This is a genomic window from Microbacterium sp. bgisy189 (assembly GCF_965345345.1).
Lineage (GTDB): Bacteria > Actinomycetota > Actinomycetes > Actinomycetales > Microbacteriaceae > Microbacterium.
Genome location: NZ_CBDRMZ010000008.1, coordinates 132857 through 157853, shown reverse-complemented (window position 1 = coordinate 157853; position 24997 = coordinate 132857). Strand labels below are relative to the sequence as shown.

Below are 24997 nucleotides of genomic sequence, written 5' to 3'. Positions count from 1 at the left end.
GCCCAAACCCCCCGACGCGGCGGACGCTCCCGCTACACGCTGACGATGTCGGACGCGGCCTGACGCCCGCACAGCCCCGACCCCGCGACGGGTTCGCCGTCGTCTACACCGGCACCCAACGCTCCACCGACCGCCGCGTCGCCGTCAAAATCGACTCGCGCATGATGGACGACGAGCGCAACCGCCGCCGCTTCCTCCGCGAAGCCCGCGCCGTCAGCCGCATCAGCGGCCACCCCCACGTCGTCGCGCATTGCGGGTCACAGTGCCGCTCACCCGCCATATGCGACCCGAAGTCGGTCAGATCGGGCACCCGACGCGCCGAAACAGCACGGCACCCACCCCGTAGACTTGGCGGCATCCCCCGGCACCCCTGAACTTTGGAGTCACGCCGCGTGAGCACCCCCGTCGCAGACACCGTTGAGAACGCCGTCGCCACGCCGGAGAAGGAGCAGCCGTACGGCGCCCTCGGCCTCAAGGCCGACGAGTACGCCCAGATCAAGCAGATCCTCGGCCGCCGCCCCACCTCGGGCGAGCTGGCGATGTACTCGGTCATGTGGAGCGAGCACTGCTCCTACAAGTCGTCGAAGATCTACCTGCGCCGCTTCGGCCAGAAGGTCAGCGACGAGATGAAAGAACGCCTCATGGTCGGCATGGGCCAGAACGCCGGCGTCGTCGACGTGGGCGAGGGCTGGGCGGTCACCTTCAAGGTCGAATCGCACAACCACCCCAGCTACATCGAGCCGTTCCAGGGCGCCGCGACCGGCGTCGGCGGCATCGTCCGCGACATCATCTCGATGGGCGCCCGCCCCGTCGCCGTCATGGACCAGCTGCGCTTCGGCGCCATCGACCACCCCGACACCGCCCGCGTCGTGCACGGTGTCGTCAGCGGCATCAGCTTCTACGGCAACTGCCTGGGCCTGCCCAACATCGGCGGCGAGACCGTGTTCGACGCCGTCTACCAGGGCAACCCGCTCGTCAACGCCCTCGCGGTCGGCGTCATGCGCCACGAAGACATCAAGCTCGCCAACGCCACCGGCGCCGGCAACAAGGTCGTGCTCTTCGGTGCACGCACCGGCGGCGACGGCATCGGCGGCGCGTCGATCCTGGCATCCGACACCTTCGCCGACGGCGGCCCCACCAAGCGCCCCGCGGTGCAGGTGGGCGACCCGTTCGCCGAGAAGGTGCTCATCGAGTGCTGCCTCGAGCTGTACCAGGGCGAGCTCGTCGAGGCGATCCAGGACCTCGGCGCCGCCGGCATCTCGTGCGCCACGAGCGAGCTCGCCGCCAACGGCGGATCGGGCATGCGCGTGGATCTTGAGAACGTGCTGTTGCGCGACCCCACGCTCACGCCGGAAGAGATCCTCATGAGCGAGAGCCAGGAGCGCATGATGGCGATCGTCGCTCCCGAGAAGCTCGACGCGTTCCTCGCGGTCGTCGCCAAGTGGGATGTCGAGACGAGCGTGCTCGGCGAGGTCACCGGCGACGGCCGCCTGCAGATCTTCTGGCACGGCGAGCAGATCGTCGACGTCGACCCCTCGACGGTCGCCGTCGACGGCCCGGTGTACGAGCGCCCCGTCGCCTACCCGACCTGGATCGATGCGCTGCGCGACGACTCGGCATCCGCCCTGCCGCGCACCGACGACCCCGACACGCTGCGCCAGCAGTTCACCCAGCTGGTCGCGAGCCCCAACCTCGCCGACACGTCGTGGGTCACCAACCAGTACGACTACTACGTCATGGGCAACACCGCCCTGAGCTTCCCCGACGACGCCGGCATGATCCGCGTCGACGAGGAGAGCGGCCTCGGTTTCGCAATCGCGACCGACTGCAACGGCCGCTACTGCCAGCTCGACCCGTACGCGGGTGCGCAGCTGGCCCTCGCCGAGGCGTACCGCAACGTCGCCGTCACGGGTGCCGTCCCGACCGCCGTCACGGACTGCCTCAACTTCGGCAGCCCCGAGAACCCCGAGGTCATGTGGCAGTTCGAGCAGGCCGTCGACGGCCTGGCCGACGGATGCCTCGAGCTCGGCGTGCCGGTCACCGGCGGCAACGTCAGCTTCTACAACCAGACCGGCGACACCCCGATCTTCCCGACGCCCGTCGTCGGTGTGCTCGGCATCATCGACGACGTCGCCCGCCGCATCCCGTCGGGGTGGCAGGATGCCGGCGAGAACATCTACCTGCTGGGTGTCACCTCGACTGAGCTGAGCGGTTCGCAGTGGGCCGGCACCATCCACGGTCACCTCGGCGGTCACCCGCCGGCCGTCGACCTGCAGAACGAGCGCAAGCTCGCTGACCTGCTGCACGCCGCCGGTCAGCAGGGTCTTGTCTCGGCCGCGCACGACCTGTCGTCGGGCGGGCTCGCGCAGGCTCTCGCCGAGGGCGTCATGCGCTTCGGCGTCGGCGCCCGCGTGTGGCTGCGCGAGATCATGGAGCGCGACGGCGTGGATGCCGCGACCGCCCTGTTCAGCGAATCCACCGGTCGCGTGATCGTGTCGGTGCCGCGCGAGGAGGACGTGAAGTTCCGCGGCCTGTGCGACGGACGCGGCTACCCGGTGCTGCGCATCGGCGTCACCGACGTCGCGGCCGACGGCGACGAGCCGGCGCTCGAGGTGCAGGATATCTTCACCGTGCCGCTGACCGAGCTCCGCGAGCAGTCGCGCGGCACGCTGCCGGCCGCCTTCGGTCCCGTCATCGAAGAGGTCAGCGCATGAGTGACCTCGACGAGTACTCGGGCTTCGCCGACAAGCGCGCCACGCGCATGAAGGTCATCGCCTGGTCGGTCATCATCTCGATGATCCTCGTCGGCGGCGGCGCGACGGTGCTCGCCCTGCTCTTCGGCTGAGCTCGTTCCGGTCGTTGAGCGAGCGCAGCGAGACGAACCGTCGGCCCGGGGCTGCGTTTCGTCTCGTCGCTGCGCTCCTCGCTCAACGATCGGGTGTCGCGCGGTAGCGTGGCGGGCACGACGAGGGATGGAGGACGACGATGTCCGACCAGGTCTACCTGTTCATCGCGTTGGGCGTGTACTTCGCCGGCATGCTGCTGATCGGCTACTTCGCCGCCAGGCGCACGAAGACGCATGAGGACTACATGCTCGGCGGGCGCAACCTGCCGCCGTGGGCTGCGGCGCTGAGCGCCGGGGCATCCGACATGTCGGGTTGGCTCGTGATGGGTCTGCCCGGTGCGATCTACGCCGCCGGGCTCATCGAGGCGTGGATCGCGATCGGCCTCACGATCGGCGCGTACCTCAACTGGCTGCTCGTCGCCCCGCGCCTGCGCGCCTACACGGAGGTGAGCGCGAACTCGATCACGGTGCCGAGCTTCTTCGAGAACCGGCTGAAGGACCGCACCCGGCTGCTGCGGATCCTCTCCGCGGTCATCATCCTCGTCTTCTTCACGCTTTACATCTCGTCGGGCATGGTCGCCGGCGGGGTGTTCTTCGAGAGCGCGTTCGACGGCGACTACCTCGTCGGCATGCTGCTGGTCACGATCGTGACCCTCGCCTACACACTGTTCGGCGGGTTCCTGGGCGCATCGCTGACCGACGTCGCGCAGGGCCTCATGATGCTCACGGCGCTGATCGTGGTGCCGATCGTCGCGATCACCCAGCTCGGCGGCATCGCCGCCGTCGGCGAGACGCTCACCGAGGTCGAACCCGCCCATCTGTCGATGTTCGGCGGCGAGGAGTTCACCGGCGTCACCCTCATCGCGATCATCTCGGCGCTCGCGTGGGGGCTCGGCTACTTCGGGCAGCCGCACATCATCATCCGGTTCATGGCACTGCCGAGTGCAGCCGCGGCCAAGCCCGCGCGTCGCATCGGCATGACCTGGATGGTGCTGTCGATGCTCGGCGCCGTGGTGTCGGGTCTGATCGGCGTCGCGTTCATCGCCGACCGCGGCATCGACCTCGCCAACCCTGAGACGATCGTGCTGCTCATGTCGCAGACGCTGCTGCATCCACTGGTCGCGGGCCTCGTGCTCGCCGCCGTGCTCGCCGCGATCATGTCGACGATCTCGAGCCAGCTCGTGGTGTGTTCGTCGGCCCTCGTCGAAGACCTGTTCCGGGTCATGCGCAAGACGCCGCCGAGCGACCGGATGCTGGCCTACCTCGGCCGGGGCTGCGTGCTGGCCGTGGCGGTCATCGCGGCGCTGCTGGCGATCAGCCCGAACGACACCATCCTCGGACTGGTGTCGTTCGCGTGGGCCGGGTTCGGTGCGAGCTTCGGGCCGATCATCCTGCTGAGCCTGTTCTGGCGTCGCCTGTCGACGTGGGGCGCGCTTGCGGGCATGGCCACCGGCGCGGTCATCGTCTTCACGTGGGGCCTGCTGAACACCGGCATCTACGAACTGCTGCCCGGCTTCGTCGGCGCGCTGCTCGTCGCGATGCTCGTCAGCCTCGCAACGCACAAGCCCGACGAGCGCATCGAACGCGAGTTCACCGACACGCAGGCGATCGTCGTCCAGAAGGCCTGACCCCGAGCACCCCCGATCCTGAGAGATGTTCAGGCGCGCTGGCTAGGCTGGGCGCGTGGATCCGCTGTGGGCATCGGTCGCAGAGCTGTGGTGGATCGCGCCCGCGGCCGTCGGCGCGGGAACGCTCGGATTCGTGGGGGTGCGCATGGCTCGTCGTGACACCGCCCGCCGGCTCGCGTACGACGCCGCACGCGTCGAGCTCGCCAAAGCCCGCTCGGCGGTCACGTCGTCTCGCTCGGCGGTGCGCATCGCGCGCGCCGAGGTCGCCCGTGTGCAGGCCGAGCGTGCCGCATCCCGCGCCAGTGCGCGCGATGTGAGCACCGCCCGCCGCGAACTGCAGACCGCGCAGCGCGACGCGCGTGCCGCGAGTGCGACCGTCCGCGCCCGCCGCGCCCAGCTCACCGCCGCGCGCGCTGCCCTCGGCGACCGCGCCGCACCTCCGCCGCTCGACGCGCTGCGCACCCGGCACGATGCGATCACGGCGCGCTGGATGGAGTACGAGACCGACCCGGCCCGCCTCATCGCGTTCCCCGCCATGAGCGACGCGAAGGTGCCGACGACCTCGGTGTTCCTCGAGGTGCGCGCCCGCGCGTCGCACGCCCGCCCGAAACCGGATGCCAGGGTCTCGCCCGACGAGTACGCCGCGTACCGCGATGCCGTCGTCGACCTGGAGCGCACGTTCGAGGCGGCCGAGAAGGAGGCGTGGCGGCAGGCTCGGGCGAGCGGCGCCGTGCCGGCCGAGCAGCCGGCGTGGACCGTCGCCGCACAAGACGTGCTGGCCCGGTCGACCGACGCGCTGGCCCGTGCAGCCGAAGCAGCCGCCGAACTGATCGAGTCGCGCCGCACGGCCCGCGACGAACGCGCCCGAACCGAGCCCGGACGAGCCGATCCCACCCAGACGACTCGCCCGCCGAGCGCCCCGCCGCAGGACGCACCGCCGCCGTCCGGAGCGCCGGCATCCGACGTGCCACCGCCCCCGACCGCACGCCCGATCTGGCCGGTCCCATCACGCACCGATCGCCGCCCCCGCGACTGACGCCACGAGCTCCCCGCGTAGCATGGCAACGTGGACGCGTTCTTCAACTTCCTCGGGAGCTACTGGTGGCTCGCGTTCCCGCTCATCGGGGCGTCCGGCGCGATCCTCGGGCGCTGGGACTACTACGCCAAACGCCGCCACAAGCGTCGCCTCGAAGTGCTGCGCGCCAAGGCCGAGATCGCGGGGGCGAAGACCGCGGCACGGGCGTCGGAGCCGAAGCCCATCACCAAGCCCGCGCCACTGCCGAATCAGCTCGAGAAGCTGTTCGCGACGCACGACGAGGTGACGGCGCGCTGGCTCGATTACGAACTCGACGTGGCGAAGCTCATCGCCTTCCCCGCCATGAGCGACGGCCGCCAAGACCTCACCGCCGCCTTCTTGCGGGCCAAGAAGATCGCCGACCGGCTGCGCCCCGATTCGGTGGATGCCAAGGTCACCCCCGACCAGGTCACCGAATACCGCGCCGCCGTCACCGACTACGAGGTCGCGTTCGACCTCGCCGAACGCGAGGCGCGCCGCACGAAGGACGCCGGGTTCACCGAGGTCGAGCGCAAACGCCTCGGCACGGCGCAGCGGCTGCTCGCGACCGCCGTCGACCAGGCCGCGACACCGGCCGAACGTCACCTCGCCTATCGGCGCGTGCGTGAAGAGCTCGACGGGCTCATCGCCCTCTCTGACGAGGCGGTCGAGGTGCTCGAGAAGCGCGTCGGCCTGCAGCTGGAGCAGCGTCCGTCCACCCCCGCGAACCCACACAAAACGAACGAACCCTCACGTTCTGCGCGTGCAGAACGTGAGGGTTCGTGAAGAGCGTGAGGGTTCGCGGCAACTACCGCGCGCCCCTTACTCCGCGATGAGGGTGTCGAACGCGTCGGGGTTCGCCTCGATCCACGCGTCGACCGCTTCGGTCTCCTTGCCCTCGCCGTACTCGTTGACGACCATGTCTTCGAGCGACGCGTACTGCGCGTCGTCGAGCTGGATGCCGGCGATCAGCTCGGCCGCCTCCGGGTACTCGTCGGCAAGGCCTGCGGTGCCGAGGAAGTGCAGCGCCTCGGGCTCGCCCATGGCGCCCTTCGGGTCTTCGAGGTCCTTCAGGCCGTAGGTCTCGTTGGCCCAGAACGGACGCCACGAGGTCACGACGATGTCCTCCTCGGCGCTCGTGGCGGTGTCGAGCTCGGCGAGCATGGCCGCCGTCGACGAGGTCACCAGCTCGTACTCGTCACCCAGCTCGTAGGCGGGGATCATCGAGTCCTGCGTCTGCGCGGTCAGGCCCGCACCGGGCTCGATGCCGATGATCTTGCCGTCGAAGCGGTCGGCGTTGCCGGCGAGGTCTTCGATCGAGTCGATGTCGACGTACTCGGGCACCGCGATCGTGAGCTTGGCGCCCTCGTAGTACGCGCCGAGGTCTTCGATCTGGTCGCCGTACTTCTCCATGTACGAGGCGTGGGTCAGCTCGGGCCAGGCCGACGGGTAGATGTCGACGTCACCCTGGGCGAGCCCGGTGTACAGGGGACCGGCCTCGGTGAGCTCTTCCATCTCGACGGTGTAGCCGAGCTTGGTGAGCTGGTCCTCGAGCAGGTACGCGGTGCTGAGCCCGTCGGTCCACGACGGCAGGAAGCCGAGCGTGATCGTGCCGAGACTCTCGGTGCCGCCCTCCTGCGAGCCGCCCTCGGTCTGGTTGCCGCTCGCGCAGCCGGCCAGGGTGAGGGATGCGACGGCGCCGAGCGCCAGGGTTGCTGTGAGGTGTCGCTTGTTCATGTGATTCCTTTCCGTATGGATTCGTTCGTTCCGTATAGGTGTGTGGTGCGGCCGTAGACCGGTCAGACGGTGCCGCCTGCGAGCACGGGCTCAGGAGCCTGCGCGGCGCGACGCGTCGTCGATGCCGCCGTCCGTCGCCGACCGAGGAGTGCCCGCAGAGAGCTGTCGTATGCACTCGGCTGACCGAGCGCGGCGCTCAGGCGATCGAGGTAGACGGCCAGCAGCACGACGCTGAGCCCCGCCTCGGCGCCCTTGGCGATGTCGACGGTCGACATCGCCTGCACGACCTCCTTGCCCAGGCCGTCGGCACCGGCCATGCCGGCGATGACCGCCATCGACAGGGCGAGCATGATGACCTGGTTGACGCCGGTCATGATCGTCGGCATCGCCAGCGGCAGCTGCACGCCGCGCAGGATCTGCCCCGGGGTGGCGCCGAACGCCATGCCCGCTTCGACCGTCTCGGCATCCACGCCTCGAATGCCGAGCTCGGTCAGTCGCACGCCCGGGGGCAGCGCGAAGATGACGGTCGCGACAAGGCCCGGCACGTCGCCCAGGCTGAAGAACACGATCGCCGGGATGAGGTAGACGAGCCCCGGCATGGTCTGCATGAGGTCGAGCACCGGCTTGATGATCGCGCTGAAGCGGTTGCTGCGCGCCGCGAGGATGCCGACGGGCACCGCGATGACGACGGCGATCAGCGTCGCGACCACGACGAGCGCGAGGGTCTGCATCGCGCCGACCCACTGCCCCATCGCCAGGATGAGGACGAACGAGATGGCGGTGCCGATCGCGAACTTCCACGAGCGCACGAACCAGCCCAGCAGCGCCGCGATGATGACGAACACGACGATCGGCAGGCTCAGCAGGGCGCCGGTGAGCGATTCGATCAGCCAGCCCAGGCCGTCCGAGATCGCCGACAGCAGCCAGGCGAGGTTGTCGCGGATCCAGTCCACGATCGCCTCGGCCCACTCGCCGACGGGAATGCGGAATCCATCCATCAGCGCACCTCCTCACTTTCGCCCGACACGGCTTCGACGACGGCCTCCGCGAGCACCTCGTCGATCAAGGCGTGCGGCACGGGCTCGGGCAGCACGGGAATCTCGGTCGTGTCGGTGGTCTGCGGGCCGAGCGCGGTCAGCAGCGTGATGCGTGGGATGACGCCGACCAGGCGACCCTCGGCATCGGTCACTGCGAGCGGCAGCGGCGACTCGGCGGCGGGCACGAACAGGTCGGCCAGCACGTCGTCGACGCCGACGCTCTGCGGCGCCGGGCGCAGGGCACCGCGCAGGTCGCTGTCGCCCCGACGCACGAGCTTGAGGGCGTCGCGGTCGGTGACGATGCCGATGAGCTTTCGCGCACGGTCGGTCACGTACACGGCGGCCATGCGGGCATCGCGCATCGTGCGAAGCGCCGTGCGGGGGCCGGCCGATTCGGCGACGACGGCGGGGCTCGGGCGCTCCATGACGTTCGCGGCCGTCAGCACGCGGGCACGGTCGACGTCTTGCACGAACTGCTCGACGTAGTCGTTGGCGGGGTCGGTGAGGATGTCTTCGGGTGTGCCGATCTGCACGATGCGACCGTCGCGCATGACCGCGATGCGGTCGCCGAGGAACATCGCCTCGTTGAGGTCGTGCGTGATGAACACGATCGTCTTCTGCAGGCTCTGCTGCAGTTCGAGCAGCTGCTCCTGCATCTCGCGGCGGATGAGCGGGTCGAGGGCGCTGAACGCCTCGTCCATCAGCAGGATGTCGGTGTCTGCGGCGAGCGCGCGGGCGATGCCGACGCGCTGCTGCATACCACCCGACAGCTCCGAGGGCAGCTTGTCGCCCCAGCCCTCGAGCCCCACGAGCGAGAGGATCTCTTCGGCCTTCGCGAGCCGCTCGGCCTTCGCAACGCCGCGCAGTTCGAGCGGGTAGGCGACGTTGGCGGCCACGGTGCGGTGCGGCAGCAGTGCGAAGTGCTGGAACACCATCCCGATGCGCTCACGGCGGATGCTGCGCAGCCGGTTCGCCGGCACGTCGGTGATGGGGTCGCCGTGGATGAGCACCGAACCGTCGGTCGCGTCGTGCAGACCGTTGAGCATGCGGATGATCGTCGACTTGCCCGAGCCCGACAGGCCCATGATCACGAAGATCTCACCGCGCTCGACGGTGAACGACGCGTCGATGACGGCGGCGGTGCCGGCGTCGGCCACCTCGGACCGCGTCTGGCCGGCTTTGAGGCGCTTGATGGCGTCTTTCGGGTTGCGCCCGAAGACCTTGAACAGATTCCTCGCTTCGACAGCGGGTGCAGAACTCACAGATCTCGCCTCAGCGGCCGCGCGTACAGGCCGCATCTCGGTCACGCCCGGGTCGGTGGCATCCGGTGCAACGGCCTGCGTGTCAGGGGAGGACACGCGCTCACTGCACAGCGGCGACGTACATCGGGTTCGTCGCCCAACTCACCGACCATACGTCCGTCGTGCGGGCCTCGGGTGCCTCAGCGTTCGACGTGCGCGGACTGGTCGTTCGGGGCACACGGCCCTCTTTCCACGGTAACGAGGTCGATCTGCAAGTGCAAACCGGGGAGATTCGAGCAGAACGCTTGACAGCGCGGCATCCATCGTTGCATGGTTAGTTAGTCAAGTAAGTAACCGACCAAGTACGAGGAGGTCCGGTGTGATCGAAGAAGGCCGACCACTGTTCCTGCAGATCGCAGAGACCGTGGAGGACTCGATCCTCGCCGGCGGCCTGGCCGAGAACGACCAGGCGCCGTCGACGAACGAGCTCGCCGCCTTCCACCGCATCAACCCCGCGACCGCCGCAAAAGGAGTCGCGATGCTCACCGACAAGGGTGTGCTCGTCAAGCGCCGCGGCATCGGCATGTTCGTCGCCGAAGGCGCCCGCGACCTGCTCCTGGCAGAGCGGCGCGAGGCGTTCGCCGACCGCTTCCTCGACCCGCTGCTCGCCGAGGCGCGCAAGCTCGGCCTCGACCCCGACGACCTCGCTCTCCTCCTGCGGGAGCGGGCCACCAACACGGAAGGAAACCCCCGATGACGAGCGTGATCGAGGTGTCGAACCTCACCAAACGCTACCGCCGCAAGACGGCCGTCGACGCGGTGTCGTTCTCCATCGAGAAGGACACCATCTACGGCCTGCTCGGGCGCAATGGCGCCGGCAAGACCACCATCATGTCGATCCTCACGGCACAGAACTTCGCCACCTCGGGCGACGTGCGCGTCTTCGGCGAGCACCCCTACGAGAATGCCCGCGTGCTCAGCCGCATGTGCTTCGTTCGTGAGAGTCAGAAGTACCCCGACGACGCCACCCCGACCCACGCGTTCCGCATGGCGCGGCTGTGCTTTCCGCACTGGGATCAGGCCCTCGCCGACCGGCTCATCGCCGACTTCCAGCTGCCCATGAAGCAGCGCATCAAGAAGCTCTCGCGCGGGCAGCTCAGCGCCGTCGGCGTCATCATCGGACTGGCATCGCGCGCCGAGATCACCTTCTTCGACGAGCCGTACCTCGGCCTCGATGCCGTCGCCCGACAGCTGTTCTACGACCGACTGCTCGAGGACTATGCCGACCACCCGCGCACCATCATCCTGTCGAGCCACCTCATCGACGAGGTCGCGAACCTGCTCGAACGCGTGCTCGTCATCGACAACGGCCGCATCATCATGGACGAGACCACCGAAGACGCACGGGCCTCCGCCGCGACCCTCGTCGGCGACGCCGCGCTCGTCGAATCGTTCATCGCCGGCCGCGAGATCATCCACCGCGAATCGCTCGGCCACGTCGCCAGCGTCACGGTGCTCGGCGGGCTCTCGCCACAGGAGCGGCGCGAAGCCCAGGATGCCGGTCTCGACCTCGCCCCGGTCTCGCTGCAGCAGCTGATCGTGCGCCGCACGCAGCACGCCGCCGGCACCGCCGACATCACCGAAGGAGCCCTGTCATGACCACGGTCGACGCCGCAGCGTACGCTGCTGCCCCCGCCGCGCCGCGCGGCCGCATCTTCAACGTCGTGCGCCTGCAGTACGTCAACCGGCAGACCTTCATCTGGGTGCCGCTCATGGTGCTGGGGGCGTCGTGGCTCATCTCGCTGATGATCTACGGCATCCTCCACAGCGCCGGCATCCCCAACGTCAACGAGACCGGCAACGGCGACGGCAGCGTCATCGGCGGCGGCGCGCAGGCACCCATGTGGTACTACCTCGCCGTCGGCATTCAGGCATTGTCGCTGACGTTCCCGTTCTCGCAGGCAGTGAGCCTGACGCGGCGGGAGTTCTTCCTCGGATCGCTGCTGGCCGCCGCCATCAGCGCCGCCGGGATGGCGTTCGTGTTCGTCGGCCTCGGCCTCATCGAACAGGTCACGAACGGCTACGGGCTCAACGGCTACTTCTCATACCTGGGCTGGGTGTGGGCGGCGGGCCCGGTCGGCGCATGGTTCGCGTACTTCACGACGATCATGCTGTTCTTCGTGCTCGGCTTCTGGTTCGCCATCGTCTACAAGCAGTACGGCGCCGCGTGGCTCACCGCGATCATCATCGCGATCGCGCTCCTGCTCGTCGGGCTGATCGCCCTGTTCACGTGGCAGCAGATGTGGCCGGAGGTCGGCGCGTGGCTCGCGACGACCGGCATCGTCGGCCTCACGCTGTGGGAGGTGCTCCTCGGCGCCGCCCTCGGGCTCGGCTGCTTTCTCACCCTCCGCCGCGTCCCGGCCTGACCGGGCGCATGCGGCACGAGGCCGTCGGGCTACCGCTCGGCGGCCTCGGTGTGGTGGCGGATGACCTCGGCCACCACGAAGTTGAACCACTTCTGGGCGAACTCAGGATCGAGGTCGGCCTGCTCGGCGAGCGCACGCAGGCGCGCGATCTGCTGCTCCTCGCGAGACGGGTCGGATGCCGGCATGCCATGCTCGGCCTTGAGCACGCCGACCTGCTTCGTGCAGCGGAAGCGCTCCGCGAGCATGAAGATCAGCGCCGCGTCGATGTTGTCGATACTGGCCCTGAGGCTGTGCAGCTGAGCGGTGGCGTCGGTCATGGTTCCTCCCGGGTCCGACCCTACCGCCCTAGAGTGTGACCATGACCGACGAAGCGTCGTCCCCCGGCCGCCCGAGCCTGCGACGGATGCTGCGCCGTGGCGAACCCGTCACCGGCGTCGACGCAACCGTCGGTACGGCCGCGGCACCCGATGCGCCGCCACCGGGACGGACGGTCTGGGCGTTCCTGAACCGGCCGTTCGCGATCGGCTTCTTCCTCGTGCTCGGCGGACTCGTCGCAGTGCTGCTCGGCATGGCCGTGAGCCAGCTGGTCACGGTGTGGATCTACATCGCCTTCGCGCTGTTCGTCGCGCTCGGCCTGGATCCGGTGGTGCGCCGGCTGCAGCAGGGCAAGCTGTCGCGTGCGGGCGCCATCGCGATCGTCTATGTGCTGTTCGCGATCTTTCTGGCGGCCGTGCTGTGGCTGATCATTCCGACCGTCGCGACGCAGGTGGCCGCGTTCATCTCCGACCTGCCCACGACGATCGAGTCGTTCGAGCAGACCGCGTTCTACACCTGGGTGACCGCGCAGCTCGGCGACTCGGTCTCGTCTCTGCTCTCCGAGCTCGAGAGTCTGTTGACCGATCCGAACAATCTCGCGGCGATCGGCGGCGGGGTGCTGCAGGTCGGGGTGTCGGTGGTCTCGACGCTGTCGGGCATGCTGATCGTCATTGTGCTGAGCCTGTACTTCGTGGCGACCCTGCCGCAGATCAAGCAGACGTTCTACCGGCTGGCACCGGCGCGCACTCGCCCGCTGCTCGGGGAGCTCACCGAAGAGATCACGGCGTCGGTCGGCAGCTACCTTGCGGGCATGGTGATCCTCGCGTTCTTCAACGCGCTGTTCACGTTCTTGCTCTACCTCGCGCTGGGGCTGCCGTTCCCGCAGCTGCTGGCGGTGATCGCGTTCTGCATCACGATCATTCCGCTCGTCGGACCCGTGCTGTTCTGGGTGATCGGCTCCCTCGTCGCACTCATCTCCGACCCGCTGCTCGCACTGATCTTCGCGGGCGTCTACCTCCTGTACATGCAGATCGAGGCATACGTCATCACGCCGAGGGTCATGAACAAGGCGATCTCGGTCCCCGGCTCGCTCGTCGTCATCGGTGCACTGGTCGGCGGCACGCTCATGGGACTGCTCGGGGCACTCGTCGCCATCCCGGTGACGGCCTCGATCCTGCTGATCCTCAAGAAGGTCATCATCCCGAAGCAGGACGCCAAGGTGTGACATGCCCGACGAGCTCGCCCTGTTGCGGCGCCGTGCCTACGGCCCCGACTCGGGCGCGCTGACGCCGACCGAACGCGCCCGACTGGCAGAGCTCGAAGACCAGCACCGCCTCGCCCACCCGCACGCCGGATCGCAACACACGGCATCTCCGGCATCCAGATCGGCACCCGCTGCGCCCAGTGCGGTCGTGATCGGTGCGCGCAGTCGGTGGCCCGTCGTCGCCCTCGGCGCCGCATTGCTGCTCATCGGGATCGTCGCCGGCCTCACGGCCGCCCCGTTCCTGCCGCGGGCCGGCATCCAGGCGTCGAACCCGTCGGCCACCCCCGACGCACCGATCTCCTTCGCCGAACGCGAGCGAGAGCTCTCGGCCCTCGGCCCGTGGGATGCCGGATCGCTGCGCCCCATGGTCTCGATCCGCGACGACGACGTCTGGTGGGCCACACGCGACGACGGCAAGACGACCTGCGTGCTCGTGTCGTGGGTCGGCGAAGAGCTGCAGATGTGCGGACCGACCCACGTCGTGCGCGAGAACGGGCTCGTCTCGGGGTCGTACTCCTACAGCGACGACGGCGAATGGCGCCGCGGCACGACGCTGCACGTCAACCCCTACACGGGCCTGTTCGTCGTCGGCGCCGAACCCTGAGCCCCGCCGGCAGCCTACGCGCGGTCCGGCAGCAGGCGGGTCGGCGATGGGGTCGCTGTCCGGTGACGTACACGCGAGGGGATGCCGGTGCGCTCGTCGAACCCGAGCGAGACGACCTCGTCGGAACGCTGGCCCGCGACCACGATCGCATCGCGTTCGATGAGGTGATGCCGCGGCCAGTCGACCCCCGAATCGGCGAGCGCGACGGGCGCGAACTCCGCGCCGCCACCGCCGACGCGGAGCACCGCGAGTGTGTTCGATCCGCGCAGGGCCGACACGACGAACTCGCCGTCACGCGACAACGCGATCTCGGCCGCCGTGTCGGTGTCGGGCGCCCCCGGTGCCAGCGGGGCTCCCCCCGCGATGCGCCACGTTCCCGCGCCGTCGGAGGCGAGCGCGAACAGCTCGCGTGAAAGCTCGGTCACGACATACAGGTGCCCGCTCGGATGCCACACCATGTGGCGCGGACCCGACCCCTTCGGCAGCACGACGGTCTGCACCAGCCGCAGCCCGTCGCCGGTGACCCGCCACAGGCGCACGACGTCGCGCCCCATGTCGGTCGTCGCCGTGAGCCCACCGGGCAGGAACACCGCCTGGTGCGCGTGGGACGGGCGCGGCTCGGCGCGTTTCGTCTCGCTGCGCTCGCTCAACGGCCGGGGAGTACGTTCGCCGGGCGACCCGGGAGGGCTTCCGCCGAGCAGCTCGTCGTACTCCTCGCCGACAGCCGCGCGCAGCGCCTCGCGTGCGGCCGCAACCTCGTCCGCGTCGGGCTCGACCGGATCGACGACAGCACCATACGGGTCGATGACCTCGGGCGCGATCGACGCACGCCCGAGCCGGCCATCGGCATCCAGCGGCAGTCGCACGACCCGACCGTCACCCCAACACGACGCCAGCAGCATCGTCCCGTCCGGCGATGGCGCGACGTGGCAGACCGCCGATCCGACCGCGACCGGCGCGGCAAGCGGCTCGAACCGCTCCTCGCCCGTGCGCAGATACGCCTGCACCATGCCGGCGCCCTCGAGCGCGGCGTACAGCACATCGAGCGACGGATGCCACGCGATCCACGACGGCGACATCGCGGCGACGGCATCCGGGCCGACACCCAGCGGACCCGACGCGAGCGGCGAGTCGACCGCGCCGGCATGCAGCACGCCGATGCCGGTCGCCTGGCCCTGCATGTCGGCGCCGTACGCGCCGAGGAACAGTCGCACCGCGCGGGTCAGTCGACGAGGTCGTGACGCACGACGACCGCGTCACGCGCCGCGCCGACACCGATCACCGAAATGCGGGTGCCGCTCATCGCCTCGAGCGCGAGCACGTAGTCCTGCGCCTCGAGCGGCAGGTCTTCGAACGTGCGGGCACCCGAGATGTCTTCCTTCCACCCCGGGAAGTACTCCAGGATCGGGGTCGCATGGTGGAAGTCGGTCTGGTTGACCGGCACCTCGTCGTAGCGCACACCGTCGACGTCGTACGCGACGCACACCGGAATCTGGTCGAGTCCGGTGAGGATGTCGAGCTTGGTGAGCACGAGGTCGGTGATGCCGTTGATGCGCGTCGCATACCGGGTGATCGGGGCGTCGTACCAGCCGACACGGCGCGGACGCCCCGTCGTCGTGCCGAACTCGAACCCGCGCGAGCGCAGGAAGTCGCCGTTCTCGTCGAACAGCTCGGTCGGGAACGGACCCGACCCGACCCGCGTCGTGTACGCCTTCACGATGCCGACGATGCGGTCCAGGCGGTTCGGACCGACGCCCGAACCGGTCGCCGCGCCACCGGCCGTCGCCGACGACGACGTCACGAACGGGTAGGTGCCGTGGTCGATGTCGAGCATCGTGGCCTGACCGCCCTCGAAGACGACGACATCACCGGCATCCAGCGCCTGGCCCAGCAGCAGCCCCGTGTCGGCGACCATCGGACGCAGCCGGTCGGCATACGACAGCAGGTCTTCGACGACCTCGTCGACGGTCACGGCGCGACGGTTGAACACCTTCACGAGCAGGTGATTCTTCTGATCGAGGGCGCCCTCGACCTTCTGGCGCAGGATGTTCTCGTCGAAGAGGTCCTGGATGCGGATGCCGACACGGTTGATCTTGTCGGCGTAGCTCGGACCGATGCCGCGACCGGTCGTACCGATCATGCGCTTGCCGAGGAAGCGCTCGGTGACCTTGTCGAGCGTGCGGTGGTACGACGTGATGACGTGCGCACTCGCGCTCACGCGCAGCCGCGACGTGTCGATGCCGCGAGCCTGCAGCGCGGTCAGTTCGTCGAAGAGCACCTCGAGGTCGATGACGACACCGTTGCCGATGACGGCGTTCACGCCGGGCGAGAGGATGCCGCTGGGCAGCAGGTGCAGGGCGTACTTCTCATCACCGATCACGACCGTGTGACCGGCGTTGTTGCCGCCGTTGAACTTGACGACCCAGTCGGTGCGCTCACCGAGGAGGTCAGTGGCTTTGCCCTTGCCCTCGTCTCCCCATTGCACTCCGACGATGACGATGCCTGGCATGCCTACTCCCCCGTTATCGGACGGTTAGACCCCATCCTATCGGGCCGGGTGCCCGGCACCGACGTGCGGTCATCAGCGGCGCCAGTCCTCGATCGAGCGGCGCGAGCGCATCACCTGACGGAGTTTCTGCAGCACGTACTCGAGGGCGTCCGACTCGGTGTCGAACACGCGCAGCGTGCGGCCCATGGCCCCGCCCCGCTCGTCGGACACCCATACCCGCCATGCGCCGTGATCGTCGCGCGCGAGGACGACGGCGTCCGTCGCCACCGTGCCCACTCCGTACAGCACGGGCGAGTCCAGCGCCTCGTCGCGCACGATCGCCTGCAGCTGTCCGACATCCACCCGCCCATTCTCGTCGCGGCAGCCACGCTGACGACGTCGTCTCCGCACGGTGCTCCGCGCGCTATCGTTCGCTCATGCGTACCCGAACGTGGCCGACGGTGTGCTCGCCCTGCTCGCTGCCGTCGTGTGGTTCTGGATGCGGCCGCATCACGAGCAGCGCGAGCCGCGAGGCATCGCGCTGGCACTCGCGGTGGCGACCACGTGCCTCCTCATCACGGGCGTGGTCTACAACATCCTGCTGCGTCCCCTGCCGAACAACGCGGACGACCACGTCGCGTGGGCGAACGAGATCGTGCACGTCGTGGCTCCGGCGTTCCTGCTGCTAGACCTGCTCATCGCCCCCACCCGCCGCGCGCTGCCCTGGCGGTCGGTGCTGGCCGTCCTCGCCGTGCCGAGCATATGGATCGCCTACACGCTGCTGCGGGGGCCGTTCGTCACCGACCCTCGGCTCGGGGTCGCGTTCTGGTACCCCTACCCGTTCCTCAACCCGAACGGCGTCGCAGGCTGGGGCGGGGTGTGGGCCTACGTCGCGGGTATCGCCGCCGCCTTCGTCGCGGTCGGCTCCTTCGTGGTGTGGATCTCGCGTCTGCGCGGGCGGGAACGCGAGGCATCCCCCGCCGTCGTCCCCGCGACCCCCTGAGTCGTCAGCGCCCCGAGGACTCGCGCACGATCAGGTGCGTGGGCAGCGGGGTGTCCTCGGTGAGACCGTCGGGCTCCTCCACCGCGAGCAGGACCTTCTGCATCATGAGCTCCCCGAGCGCGCGGAAGTCCTGCCTGACGGTCGTCAGCGGCGGCGACAGGTACGCCGCCTCGGGCACGTCGTCGAACCCGACCACTGCGACGTCCTCCGGCACCCGCAGGCCCCGCGCGCGGAGGGCCGACAGCAGCCCGATCGCCATGTGGTCGTTGCCGACGAAGACGGCGTCGCCCGGCTCGACGGCAAGGGTGCGGCCGATCTCGAACCCGCTCGCGGCCGACCAATCGCCGTGCACCGGTTCACCGGCGGACAGTCCGTGCGCGGCGAGCTCGTCCCGCCACCCGCGGATGCGCTCGACCGCGTCCGGATTGCGCACCGGTCCTGCGATGTGCAGGATGCGTCGGTGCGCCAGTTCTGCGAGGTGGCGGACCGCCGAGCGCGCACCGCGGTACTGGTCGATCGACACGAGGGACGGGTGCCGTCGCTGCGTCGCCGCCGCGGCGACCATCGGCACTCCGAGGTCGAGGCCGCGGACGACCTCGAGGACGCCGAGGTCGGTCACGACCAGGACGATCGCGTCGACGCGCTGGCGCAGGAGGCCCTCGACGACCGAGCGGACGCTCGCCGGGTCGGTGTCGGGCGATGTGACCGAGTCGACGGAGTACCGCTCGACGCGCGCCGCGACGTTGAAGTGCATCGCGATGGACGTCGGCCCGAAGTCCGCCGTGCCCGGCGTGATCAGCCCGATGGTCCGGGTGCGCTTGGAGACGAGCGCGCGGGCCGCCGGCGACGGGCTGTAGCGCAGCTGCGCCATCGCCTGCTCGACCCGCGCGCGGGTGGCGGGCCGGACGTTCGGCAGGTCGTTGAGCACCCGCGAGACGGTCTGGTGCGAGACGCCGGCGAGGCGCGCGACGTCGAAGATGTTCGCGGACTTCGCACCGCGCTCGTCGCTCACGACTCGTCCTCGGGTCGGGCCACGAGCGCCAGCAGCGAGTCGACGGTGAGCGAGTCCGCCGGAATGGTGTCGACGAGTCGACCGCCCCGCATGATCGCGATGCGGTTCGAGACCCGCAGCACCTCCTCGAGCTCGGCCGAGATGAACAGCACCGACAGGCCGTTGTCGGCGAGGTCGGCGACGAGCCGCTGGATCTCGACCTTCGCGCCGACGTCGATGCCGCGGGTCGGCTCGTCGAGCACGAGCACCCGGGGCGAGAGTGCGAGCAGCCGCGCGAGCAGCACCTTCTGCTGGTTGCCGCCCGACAGGGTCCCCGCCGGCCGGTCCGGATCGGCGGGACGGATGTCGAGCGCCTCGATCCAGCTCACTGCGAGCTCGCGCCGGCGGGCGCGGGTGAGCCGGTGCAGGATGCCGCGATCGGCCTGCAGCGCGAGGGTGATGTTGTCCTGCACGCTGAGCTCGCCGATGATCCCCTCGGTGCGCCGGTTCTCGGACGAGTAGACGATCCCCTGCCCGATCGCCCGTCGCGGCGTCGCGAGCACGGCGGGCGCACCGCGGACCTCGATCTCACCGGCATCCGGTCGATCCACCCCGGTCAGCGCGCGCGCCAGTTCGGACCGTCCCGAACCGAGCAGCCCCGCGAGACCCACGACCTCGCCCTCGCCGATCGCCAGGGTGGCCGAGGTCAGCCCCGTCCCCGAGACGAGGCCGCGTCCGGCGAGGGCGACGGGAGAGGATGCCGCGGCATCCTCCCGCTGGTGGACGTCGAGCTCGTCGGCCCCGCGTCCGAGCATCTTCTCGACGAGGTCGATGCGCAGCAGCTCGGTCGGCACGTACTCGCCGATGCGGCGGCCGCCGCGCAGCACCGTGATGCGGTCGCAGATCTCGTAGACCTGGTCGAGGAAGTGCGAGACGAACAGCACCGCGACACCGCGGGAGGTCAGTTCGCGGATGACGCGGAAGAGCTCGGCGACTTCGTCGAGGTCGAGGCTCGAGGTCGGCTCGTCGAGCACCACGACACGGGCGTCGACCGAGATGGCCCGCGCGATCGCGACGAGCTGCTGGATCGCCAGGGAATGCCGCGACAGTCGCGTGCGGGGGTCGATGTCGAGCCCCAGCCCCTCGAGGATCTCGCCCGCGCGGCGGTGCGTCTCGCGCCAGTCGATCGCCCCGAACCGCCTGCTCTCGCGTCCCAGCAGCACGTTCTCGCCGACCGAGAGGTTCGGCAGCAGATCGATCTCCTGGTAGACGGCGCTGATGCCCGCGGCGAGCGCATCGGCGGGCGAGGCGAAGTGCACCGGCTCACCGCCGACGCGGATCGTCCCGGCATCCGGTCGCAGCGCACCCGTAATCGCCTTGATGAGCGTCGACTTGCCGGCGCCGTTCTCGCCCATCAGCGAGTGGACCTCGCCGGGCAGCAGACGGAAGTCGACGGCGTCGAGCACCGTCTCGGAGCCGAAGCGAACGGTCGCGCCGGTCACCTCGACGACCGGCGCGACCGCTGCTTCGCGCGCATCCATACGGACCATCATGCCCGCGGTGAGCTCCCCACGAGCGTCACCGCGACGTTCGCGCGGTCCGCGCCACGAGCAGGCGCTGCACGACGACGAAGACGAGCAGCAGTGCTCCGATCGTGATGCGGGTCCACGACTGGTCGACTCCGAGGAAGGAGATGACCGTCTTGATGGTGCCGTAGACGAACACGCCGATCATCGATCCGAGCACGAACCCGCTGCCGCCCGTGAGCAGCGTGCCGCCGATCACCACCGCGGCGATGGTGTCGAGCTCGGTACCGATGCCGTTCAACGGGTAGGAGGCCCCGGTGTACGCCGTGAAGACGACACCCGCGAGTCCCGCGCACACACCGCTGATGACGTACGCGAGCAGCTTCGTCCGCACGACCGGCAGACCCATGAGGCGCGCGGACTGCTCGTTGCCGCCGATCGCGTAGATCGTGCGTCCGAAGCGGGTGAACTGCAGGATCAGGATGCCGGCGAGCACGACCAGCAGCGCCAGGATGCCGGTCGGGGTCAGGTAGAAGCTGCCCGGCCCGCCCTGCATGCGGGTCGACTGCAGCCACAGGATGGCGGGCTCCTCGACGCGGATCGACGACAGGCTCACCATGAACGCGAGACCGCGCGCCGCGAACATGGCCGCGAGCGAGGCGATGAACGGCTGCACCCCGAAGTACTGCACGAGCACGCCGACGAACAGACCCATGAGGGCGCCGAGGACCAGCATGACCGGGATGACGAGGGCCACCGGCATCCCCTGGCTCAGCATGCTGGCACCCAGCATGCCGGTGAAGGCCATCACGGCGCCGACCGACAGGTCGATGCCGCCGGTGAGGATGACGAAGGTCATGCCGACGGCGAGGATCAGCAGGTACGCGTTGTCGAGCAGCAGCGCCGACAGCACGCGCGGGGTGACGAAATTGCCGAAGTAGGCCTGCGCCCCGATGAGCATCGCGACGAGGATGACGACGGCCGCGAAGACGGGCACCCACGAGGCGTGCCGGCTGCGGAAGCGCTGGACCGTGTCGGCGAAGCCGCCGGTGCGTCCGAGGTCTGCGGTGATCGCGCTCACGAGGCCACCTCCACGGTGCGACGGGTGCCGCCCCGGACGGCATCGGCTCCCTTGGCGAAGAGGGACCGCGTGCGCGGGGACTGCACGAGGACGACGATCACGACCACGATGGCGAGGAACAGCGGGCTGACCGCCGGCGGCACCCCGAGGAAGGTGATCGTCGACTTGAGGGTCTGGATCGTGAAGACGCCGACGACGGTGCCGGCGATCGTGAACTTGCCGCCCATGAGGCTCGTGCCGCCGAGGACGACCGCGAGGATCGCGTCGAGCTCGATGTAGAGGCCCGCGGCGTTCGCGTCGGCCGCCATGATGTTGGACGAGTAGAGGATGCCGGCGAAGCCCGCCAGCAGACCGCTCGCCGCGTACGCGCCCCAGACGATGCCGCGCGAGCGGACGCCGGCGAGGCGGCTGGCCTCGGGGTTGATGCCGACGGCCTCGGTGAGGACGCCGAGCGCGGTGCGCCGCTGCAGGACGGCGACGATGACGATCGCGACGACCGAGACGTAGAACGCGAACGGCAGACCGACGAGGTACCCCTGCGCCATGAAGCGGTACGGCGCGCTCGTGATCGTCGTGATGAAGCCGCCCGTGATGAGGAGGGCGACGCCGCGGCCGGCGAGCATGAGCACGAGGGTCGCGATGATCGGCTGCACCCCGACGACGGCGACGAGGAAGCCGTTCCAGACACCCAGCACGAGGGCGACCCCGACGGCGAGCGCGATCGCGATGAGCACCGTCGAGAGGTCCTCGGGTGCCGGCGACGACGAGATGAAGGTGAGGGCCACCGCGCCCGAGACCGCCATGATCGCGCCGACCGAGAGGTCGATGCCGCGCGTCGCGATAACGATCGTCATGCCGAGCGCGACGAGCATGAGCGGTGCGCTGTTGCGCAGGATGTCGATGAGCGGCCCGTAGAGCTGACCGTTCTGCACCGTGATGGAGATGAACGAGGGACGAGCGATCGTGTTGACGATCACGAGCACGAGCAGTGCCGCGATCGGCCAGACGAGGCGGTGCGCCAGGAAGCGCTTGAGTGTCGGGTTCATGCCGCTGTCTCCGGGTTGAGGCGGGACGTCGTCGTCTCGCCGGACTCTTGCGCGATGAGGGCGACCAGGTCGTCGACGGTCACGTCGGTGGCGTCCAGTTCGCCGATCTTAGAACGGTCGCGCAGCACCACGATGCGCTGCGCGATGCGGACGACCTCCTCGAGCTCCGAGGAGATGAAGACGACCGAGAGCCCCTCCGCCGAGAGCTCGGCGACCTTGCGCTGGATGTCGGCCTTCGCGCCGACGTCGATGCCGCGTGTCGGCTCGTCGAGGATGATGAGCTGCGGCGCGGTGGCGAGCCAGCGCGCGAGCAGTACCTTCTGCTGGTTGCCGCCCGAGAGGTTGCGCACGAGTGCGTTCGGGTCGGCGGGGCGGACCCCGAGCGCCGAGATGTACTCCGACACGATGGCGTCGCGCTCGGCGCGGCCGATCGGGCGCATCGCTCCGCGCTTGGCCTGGATGCCGAGGACGATGTTCTCGGCGACGGTCAGGTCGGCGATGATGCCCTCGGCGCGACGGTCCTCGCTCGAGAACGCGATGCGCTTGTCGATCGCGTTCCGCGGGTTGGTGATGCGTGCGGCATCCCCCCGCACTTCGTGGGTGCCCGCGTCGGCGCGGTCGGCGCCGTAGACGAGGCGGACGAGTTCGCTGCGTCCCGAGCCGAGCAGACCCGCGATGCCGACGACCTCGCCCTCGTAGACCTCCATGTCGACGGGTTCGATGACGTTCTTGCGGCCCAGGCCCGCGATACGCAGGACGGGCGTCGCGGTGCGGTCGATCTCGCGCTCGGCCGAGCGCGAGAGGGCCTCGAGCTCGTCGAGCTGCCGGCCGATCATCTTGGCGATGAGTTCGCCGCGGGGAAGCTCGGCGGGCAGATACTCGCCCACCAGCTGGCCGTTGCGCAGCACCGTGAGCCGGTCGGAGATCTCGTAGACCTGGTCGAGGAAGTGCGTGACGAAGAGGATGGCGACGCCGCGGTCGCGGAGACCGCGGACGACGGCGAACAACTGCTCGACCTCGCTGCGGTCGAGGCTCGAAGTGGGCTCGTCGAGCACCAGCACCCGGGCATCGGCGACCGTCGCCCGGCTGATCGCGACGAGCTGCTGCACCGCGATGGAGTGCGACGCGAGCGCCGAGCGCGGGTCGATGTCGAGGCCGAGGGCGGCGAGGTACCGCGTCGCCTCGCGGTGGGTGGCCCGCCAGTCGATGAAGCCCGCCCGGCGCACCTCGCGGCCGAGCATGACGTTCTCGCCGACCGAAAGGTTGGTGCAGAGGTTGACCTCCTGGTACACCGTGGAGATCCCGGATGCCTCGGCGTCGGCCGTCGAGCGGAACACCCGCTGCTCGCCGGCCACCTCGGTCGTCCCGCCGTCGATGGCGTACACGCCCGTCAGCGCCTTGATGAGCGTCGACTTGCCGGCGCCGTTCTCACCCATGAGGGTGTGGACCTCGCCGGCGCGCAGCGTCAGGTCGACCCGTTCCAGGGCGAGCACGCCCGGGAACCGGATGGTGACGTCCCGCATCCGCACGACCTCGTCATGCGCGGGGATGGTGGCCGGGGACTCCGGCGGGGCTGCGACATCGACCATGAGGCGCACCTTTCCGTGGTGACCGCCGGGGACCGGAATCCGGTCCCCGGCGGTGGTTCGGTGATCCGTACGGACCGTGGGGGGTTAGTCGATCAGTAGGGGCGGGAGTCGAGGACCTCGGCGGCCTGCTCCTGCGTGAACGACTGGTCCTCGACGATCGTGCGCTTCTCGACCTCGCCGCCGGCGACGACGGCCTTGACGAGCTCGGCGGCCTTGTCACCGAGGAGCGGGTTGCACTCGACGATGAAGTTGAACTCGCCGTTCGCGAGGGCGGTCATGCCGTCCTTCACCGCGTCGATGGTGACGATCTGGATGTCCTTGCCGGGTGTCAGACCCGCCGCCTTGATGGCGTCGAGGGCACCCAGGCCCATGTCGTCGTTGTGCGCGAAGAGGACGTTGATCTCCTTGCCGTACTTCTGCAGGTAGCCCTCCATGACCTTCTTGCCGCCGTCGCGGGTGAAGTCACCGGTCTGCGAGTCGAGCACGTTGACGTCGGTGCCTTCGATCGCCTCGTTGAAGCCCGTCGCCCGGTCGAGCGCGGCCGACGAACCGGTCGTGCCCTCGAGGACCACGAGGTTCGCGCCCTTGCCGTCGAAGTTCTCCTTGACCCACTCGCCGGCGGTGCGACCCTCCTGCTCGAAGTCGAGGCCGACCCACGAGGCGTAGAGGTCCTCACTGGCCGAGACGGTGCGGTCTTCGAGGATGACGGGGATCCCGGCATCCTTCGCCTCCTTCAGGACGTCGTCCCAGCCGTCGACCGTGATCGGCGCGATCACGATGGCGTCCACACCCTGGTTGATGAAGTTGCGGACGGCGGAGATCTGCGCCTCCTGCTTGTTGTCGGCCGCGTTGAAGATCAGCTCGAAGCCGTTCTCCGCCGAGAAGGCCCTCTTCATCGACTCGGTGTTGGCGGCGCGCCAGCCCGACTCGGATCCGGTCTGTGCGAACCCGACCTTGATGACGTCGTCACCACCGCCGCCCCCGTTGCCCCCGGCTCCGGGAGCCGCGCCGCCGGCGCAGCCTGTTGCGACCAGCGCGAATGCCCCCAGCATGGCTGCTGCGGCGAAAACGCTCTTCTTCATCCCAAAACCTCCTTGTTCGGGTCCGGCTCACCGCCGGTGT

At 69.4% G+C, this 24997-nt stretch carries 25 protein-coding genes; 11 read left to right on the top strand and 14 right to left on the bottom strand.

Annotation, left to right across the window (positions count from 1 at the left end; all coding sequences use genetic code 11):
* Positions 1-32: 32 nt before the first annotated feature.
* Positions 33-251: a hypothetical protein gene (locus ACSF8R_RS11470; protein WP_434812005.1), complete on the bottom strand. Its 219-nt coding sequence runs from the start codon at positions 249-251 to the stop codon at positions 33-35.
* Between the two features lie 141 nt (positions 252-392).
* Between ACSF8R_RS11470 and purL the strand changes: the two genes are divergently transcribed.
* The 5 genes from purL (at position 393) to ACSF8R_RS11445 (ending at position 6313) form a co-directional block, all read left to right on the top strand.
* Complete coding sequence (gene purL / locus ACSF8R_RS11465; protein WP_434812004.1) at positions 393-2714, top strand: phosphoribosylformylglycinamidine synthase subunit PurL; 2322 nt, start codon at positions 393-395, stop codon at positions 2712-2714.
* A complete protein-coding gene (locus tag ACSF8R_RS11460; RefSeq protein WP_434812003.1) occupies positions 2711-2845 on the top strand; it encodes a hypothetical protein in 135 nt (44 codons plus the stop codon). The genes purL and ACSF8R_RS11460 overlap by 4 nt, the downstream gene beginning before the upstream one ends.
* A gap of 140 nt (positions 2846-2985) precedes the next feature.
* On the top strand, positions 2986-4473 hold the full coding sequence (gene putP, locus ACSF8R_RS11455; RefSeq protein WP_434812002.1) for a sodium/proline symporter PutP: 1488 nt from the start codon (positions 2986-2988) through the stop codon (positions 4471-4473).
* Between the two features lie 55 nt (positions 4474-4528).
* On the top strand, positions 4529-5509 hold the full coding sequence (locus ACSF8R_RS11450; RefSeq protein WP_434812001.1) for a hypothetical protein: 981 nt from the start codon (positions 4529-4531) through the stop codon (positions 5507-5509).
* A gap of 30 nt (positions 5510-5539) precedes the next feature.
* Positions 5540-6313, top strand: a complete 774-nt coding sequence (locus tag ACSF8R_RS11445; RefSeq protein ID WP_434812000.1) for a hypothetical protein — start codon at positions 5540-5542, stop codon at positions 6311-6313.
* 36 nt (positions 6314-6349) lie between these two features.
* Here ACSF8R_RS11445 and ACSF8R_RS11440 read toward each other — a convergent pair whose 3' ends face one another.
* The 3 genes from ACSF8R_RS11440 to ACSF8R_RS11430 form a co-directional block, all read right to left on the bottom strand.
* Complete coding sequence (locus tag ACSF8R_RS11440) at positions 6350-7264, bottom strand: glycine betaine ABC transporter substrate-binding protein (protein ID WP_434811999.1); 915 nt, start codon at positions 7262-7264, stop codon at positions 6350-6352.
* A gap of 62 nt (positions 7265-7326) precedes the next feature.
* Entirely contained in the window at positions 7327-8262 is a 936-nt protein-coding gene (locus ACSF8R_RS11435) for an ABC transporter permease (protein WP_434811998.1), read from the bottom strand.
* Positions 8262-9599, bottom strand: coding sequence for a quaternary amine ABC transporter ATP-binding protein (locus ACSF8R_RS11430; protein WP_434812013.1), 1338 nt, complete (start codon positions 9597-9599; stop codon positions 8262-8264). The genes ACSF8R_RS11435 and ACSF8R_RS11430 overlap by 1 nt, the downstream gene beginning before the upstream one ends.
* A 322-nt stretch (positions 9600-9921) precedes the next feature.
* Between ACSF8R_RS11430 and ACSF8R_RS11425 the strand changes: the two genes are divergently transcribed.
* The 3 genes from ACSF8R_RS11425 to ACSF8R_RS11415 are packed head-to-tail and all read left to right on the top strand — an operon-like array spanning position 9922 to position 11968.
* On the top strand, positions 9922-10299 hold the full coding sequence (locus tag ACSF8R_RS11425) for a GntR family transcriptional regulator (protein ID WP_434811997.1): 378 nt from the start codon (positions 9922-9924) through the stop codon (positions 10297-10299).
* Complete coding sequence (locus ACSF8R_RS11420; protein WP_434811996.1) at positions 10296-11201, top strand: ABC transporter ATP-binding protein; 906 nt, start codon at positions 10296-10298, stop codon at positions 11199-11201. The genes ACSF8R_RS11425 and ACSF8R_RS11420 overlap by 4 nt, the downstream gene beginning before the upstream one ends.
* Positions 11198-11968 (top strand): hypothetical protein, encoded by a 771-nt coding sequence (locus ACSF8R_RS11415; protein ID WP_434811995.1) that lies wholly within the window; start codon positions 11198-11200, stop codon positions 11966-11968. The genes ACSF8R_RS11420 and ACSF8R_RS11415 overlap by 4 nt, the downstream gene beginning before the upstream one ends.
* A gap of 29 nt (positions 11969-11997) precedes the next feature.
* On the opposite strand, the gene ACSF8R_RS11410 is transcribed toward ACSF8R_RS11415, so the two are convergent.
* Positions 11998-12285, bottom strand: a complete 288-nt coding sequence (locus ACSF8R_RS11410; protein ID WP_434811994.1) for a chorismate mutase — start codon at positions 12283-12285, stop codon at positions 11998-12000.
* A gap of 41 nt (positions 12286-12326) precedes the next feature.
* Here ACSF8R_RS11410 and ACSF8R_RS11405 point away from each other — a divergent pair, with 41 nt between their 5' ends.
* Both ACSF8R_RS11405 and ACSF8R_RS11400 read left to right on the top strand, forming a co-directional pair.
* Positions 12327-13508: an AI-2E family transporter gene (locus tag ACSF8R_RS11405; protein ID WP_434811993.1), complete on the top strand. Its 1182-nt coding sequence runs from the start codon at positions 12327-12329 to the stop codon at positions 13506-13508.
* A 1-nt stretch (position 13509) separates the two neighbouring features.
* Positions 13510-14151, top strand: coding sequence for a hypothetical protein (locus tag ACSF8R_RS11400; RefSeq protein WP_434811992.1), 642 nt, complete (start codon positions 13510-13512; stop codon positions 14149-14151).
* A gap of 14 nt (positions 14152-14165) precedes the next feature.
* On the opposite strand, the gene ACSF8R_RS11395 is transcribed toward ACSF8R_RS11400, so the two are convergent.
* From ACSF8R_RS11395 to ACSF8R_RS11385, 3 genes are all read right to left on the bottom strand, one after another.
* Entirely contained in the window at positions 14166-15365 is a 1200-nt protein-coding gene (locus ACSF8R_RS11395; protein WP_434811991.1) for a lactonase family protein, read from the bottom strand.
* An 8-nt stretch (positions 15366-15373) separates the two neighbouring features.
* On the bottom strand, positions 15374-16660 hold the full coding sequence (locus ACSF8R_RS11390) for an adenylosuccinate synthase (protein WP_434811990.1): 1287 nt from the start codon (positions 16658-16660) through the stop codon (positions 15374-15376).
* Between the two features lie 72 nt (positions 16661-16732).
* Positions 16733-17002 carry a hypothetical protein gene (locus ACSF8R_RS11385; protein ID WP_248170665.1) on the bottom strand — a complete coding sequence of 90 codons (270 nt, stop codon included), beginning with the start codon at positions 17000-17002 and terminating at the stop codon, positions 16733-16735.
* Positions 17003-17051: 49 nt separating this feature from the next.
* Between ACSF8R_RS11385 and ACSF8R_RS11380 the strand changes: the two genes are divergently transcribed.
* Positions 17052-17642, top strand: coding sequence for a Pr6Pr family membrane protein (locus ACSF8R_RS11380; protein ID WP_434811989.1), 591 nt, complete (start codon positions 17052-17054; stop codon positions 17640-17642).
* Between the two features lie 4 nt (positions 17643-17646).
* On the opposite strand, the gene ACSF8R_RS11375 is transcribed toward ACSF8R_RS11380, so the two are convergent.
* From ACSF8R_RS11375 to ACSF8R_RS11350, 6 genes are all read right to left on the bottom strand, one after another.
* Positions 17647-18654 carry a LacI family DNA-binding transcriptional regulator gene (locus ACSF8R_RS11375; RefSeq protein ID WP_434811988.1) on the bottom strand — a complete coding sequence of 336 codons (1008 nt, stop codon included), beginning with the start codon at positions 18652-18654 and terminating at the stop codon, positions 17647-17649.
* Entirely contained in the window at positions 18651-20174 is a 1524-nt protein-coding gene (locus ACSF8R_RS11370) for a sugar ABC transporter ATP-binding protein (protein WP_423719484.1), read from the bottom strand. Before ACSF8R_RS11370 ends, ACSF8R_RS11375 begins: the two co-directional genes overlap by 4 nt.
* 37 nt (positions 20175-20211) lie before the next feature.
* Positions 20212-21240 (bottom strand): ABC transporter permease subunit, encoded by a 1029-nt coding sequence (locus ACSF8R_RS11365; RefSeq protein ID WP_064002850.1) that lies wholly within the window; start codon positions 21238-21240, stop codon positions 20212-20214.
* Positions 21237-22286, bottom strand: a complete 1050-nt coding sequence (locus ACSF8R_RS11360) for an ABC transporter permease (protein WP_434811987.1) — start codon at positions 22284-22286, stop codon at positions 21237-21239. The genes ACSF8R_RS11365 and ACSF8R_RS11360 overlap by 4 nt, the downstream gene beginning before the upstream one ends.
* On the bottom strand, positions 22283-23875 hold the full coding sequence (locus ACSF8R_RS11355) for a sugar ABC transporter ATP-binding protein (RefSeq protein ID WP_434811986.1): 1593 nt from the start codon (positions 23873-23875) through the stop codon (positions 22283-22285). The genes ACSF8R_RS11360 and ACSF8R_RS11355 overlap by 4 nt, the downstream gene beginning before the upstream one ends.
* A gap of 92 nt (positions 23876-23967) precedes the next feature.
* Positions 23968-24957, bottom strand: coding sequence for an ABC transporter substrate-binding protein (locus tag ACSF8R_RS11350; RefSeq protein WP_434811985.1), 990 nt, complete (start codon positions 24955-24957; stop codon positions 23968-23970).
* Between the last annotated feature and the right edge of the window lie 40 nt (positions 24958-24997).